Origin of the sequence: Nodularia harveyana UHCC-0300 (genome assembly GCF_034931085.1) — a bacterium.
In the GTDB taxonomy this organism is placed as follows: domain Bacteria; phylum Cyanobacteriota; class Cyanobacteriia; order Cyanobacteriales; family Nostocaceae; genus Nodularia; species Nodularia harveyana.
Window position 1 is genome coordinate 1 of record NZ_JAYGHG010000067.1, and the last position, 2,598, is coordinate 2,598.

Below are 2,598 nucleotides of genomic sequence, written 5' to 3' on the forward strand. Positions count from 1 at the left end.
TGCAAGTACAGCACAATATTTTTGCAAGTCGTTTTTGCCTACACCACTAACATCCATCCATAGCCGAATACAGCTATTCCGAATGAACTTAGCAGTACGAATTGCTTTATCTACTGCAATGAATTGCCCTGACTTTCCATAAGCTTTAAACTCAAAAACAAGCATCTTTCTACCTCCTATCTTATACTACCACTTTTGGTATAAGATTAATTCAAATATAATAAAAAGCCGTCGTAGAACAACGGGGCTTTAAACCCATTTCTTCGGTAATAGAAGTATTGACTATTTCCTGGGGTAATCACCTCTTCAAACCAGTTTCCCCCATAAGGGGGAAGGCTTTGTCAACAACTGGCTTTTTCTCACAACAGTCAAAACTCAGGGTGATGTACTACACGGGGGCTTTTTGTTCGGTAAATCGGCGCAGAACACCGTTAATAAATCGGTGACCTTCATCTCCACTGTAGCGTTTGGCTAGTTCTACCGCTTCGTTGATAGCTACTCTGTCTGGTAGATTTAAAAACATCATTTCTGCCACAGCAATTCGCAAAATATCTCTGTCTATTTGGGCTAGGCGAGTGACTTGCCAATCTACTAAAGCAGAGGAAATTTGTTCGTCGATGATGATTCGGTTTTCGTTGATGATTTTGACCAGTTGGATGGCATATCTGCCCACTTCTTTATCTTGATTTGCTAGTTGAATTAATTCGGGGAATTCAACGGCGGCTCCCAGTTGATTGATGGCTGTTTGGGTATAGTCTATGGCCTCTTTCAGGAGGTTTCTGGCAGTATCAAGGTCTGAGGCACGAGTTTGACTAGTTAACAGGCGCTCGTTACTACGTTGCAGGTCTCCAGTGGCGGTATCAAGAGTATCTTGAACTTCTGATCTTAGGGTACGGACTGTGGCTAAGACTAATTTTGGCAGATGATCTTCTGTTAATTTTTTAGGATTAATTGGTAATTGGCTAAGACTTAATAGAGCCAATTCACGAGAAATTTGTTGGGGTTTTCTTTCTTGCATGGAAGTGAGTGCCTCAGCACTAATGATTCAGGGTTTGTAATGAAAGGATTCTGGTTTGGTTAGATAATCATACTATCTGTTTACTGGTGACTTTGCCGGATTGATTTTAAGTTTCATCGCAGGGGATAATAGGCATTTTGGTTTCTAGGGTTGCTGTTTCTAGATTTCGCTCTTTAGGCAGAACTAGGGGAGCTAGAGGGGTATTTTGAGCGATAATTCCCCCAGAAACTAATACTTTAAAGGCATCTTCTATGGGCATTGAGAGGTTGACTACCTCATCCTCTGGAACAATGGCATACCATCCGGTGGTGGGGTTTGGGGTACTGGGAATGAACACACTGAGCATGGGACTTGGTAGATGAGTTTGAATTTCGTTGCTCATGTTACCTGTGACGAAGGCGATCGCCCAAATTCCTTTTCTGGGATACTCTACTAAAATCACCCGGCGAAACTTGCTGTTAGAATCTTTGAGTAGGGTGGCTAAAAGTTGTTTCAGGGTTTTGTATACCTGGCCAGCTAAAGGGATTGCCTGTAATATTCGCTCACCAAAATCTAATAACCAACGCCCAGCGATATTCCGCGCCATCAACCCTATTAACAAGATACTTAATAGAGGGACGGCAAGTCCTACGGCGAGATTCAGTATATTTACTAATATAGGTTGGAGACCATCAAAGGGATTGAGTTGTTTGGGAATTTTCGTGAGAAAGTTGATTACCCAATTAGCGATAGTAATGGTTAGCCAAATGGTTGTTGCTAAGGGAATTACTACCAACAATCCAGCAATCAGGTCGTTCTTTAAATCCTGTTTGAGATGATTAATTCCCAAGTCCCTATTCTCCTCTTTTAGGCTACTGGAACTTTTGTTATTGGTATTCATACCCGCATACTTCTAAAGTTGCGAAAGGATTGCTTGTCATATTTAATACTTCAAGCAACTGTCAAATCTAGTTAACATTTGGGCTAATGCTACGAAAATATGCACTTATGACGAGAAAAACAGTTTTTTCCTACACAGGTGCATATAGACACTTACCAATTAAGATAAGTCCTGATTTGACTTTGAGGATGTTACTTTTCTTGATCAGACTTGTAAATCATTGTTGCAAGTCTCTTATCTATTATTCATCCTATCGCGCTCAATTAAAAGCTGCTCATAATTCTGTAAGTCTGACACTCTAGCTAAAGAAGGATTTTCATCAGCTTGTTGACTTGTAACTCGGCAGCAATTATGTTTCTGAAAATTTAACTGCCAGAATATTAATTTATTATAAGGTAGAAAAGTATCCTCAGATATCTCGGTCCCCAGGTCGCTAAGGATAAAAACAGATGATCAAAACCTGATCATTACATAGTTTCCCACCTGTTACCTATGATATTAAAAATCTCAGTAGCTAGGAAAGGTCGATTTTGTTAACAATCTTGTCTGTGTAAGTAAAGGTGAGGTGGACTGAGAGGGTGTTTGAAAAGTTTTAGGGAGTCAAAAATTAAGCTAGTCGCCTGACCATAATACGGATCATGGCAAGGTAGATAAATGTCTCTGATGTTTCCGGTAATAACTCATAGTCTCTGACCAATCG

The 2,598-nt window shown here is 40.2% G+C and carries 2 protein-coding genes and 2 pseudogenes; all 4 read right to left on the reverse strand.

Features of this window, described 5'->3' with window-relative positions; translation table 11 throughout:
• Positions 1-165, reverse strand: a pseudogene (locus tag VB620_RS20795) (RNA-guided endonuclease TnpB family protein); the annotation flags it as partial.
• Positions 166-388: 223 nt separating this feature from the next.
• The gene (gene nusB, locus VB620_RS20800; RefSeq protein ID WP_323198056.1) at positions 389-1,018 is read right to left on the reverse strand and encodes a transcription antitermination factor NusB; all 630 of its coding nucleotides are present in this window, start codon (positions 1,016-1,018) and stop codon (positions 389-391) included.
• Between the two features lie 106 nt (positions 1,019-1,124).
• Entirely contained in the window at positions 1,125-1,898 is a 774-nt protein-coding gene (locus tag VB620_RS20805) for a DUF502 domain-containing protein (protein WP_323198057.1), read from the reverse strand.
• Between the two features lie 607 nt (positions 1,899-2,505).
• Positions 2,506-2,598, reverse strand: a pseudogene (locus VB620_RS20810) (IS5/IS1182 family transposase); the annotation flags it as partial.

Excerpts from the sequence above, each read along its gene's own strand:
- nusB (WP_323198056.1), bottom strand. The coding sequence starts at position 1,018 with ATGCAAGAAAGAAAACCCCAACAAATTTCTCGTGAATTGGCTCTATTA.
- VB620_RS20805 (WP_323198057.1), bottom strand. The coding sequence starts at position 1,898 with ATGAATACCAATAACAAAAGTTCCAGTAGCCTAAAAGAGGAGAATAGG.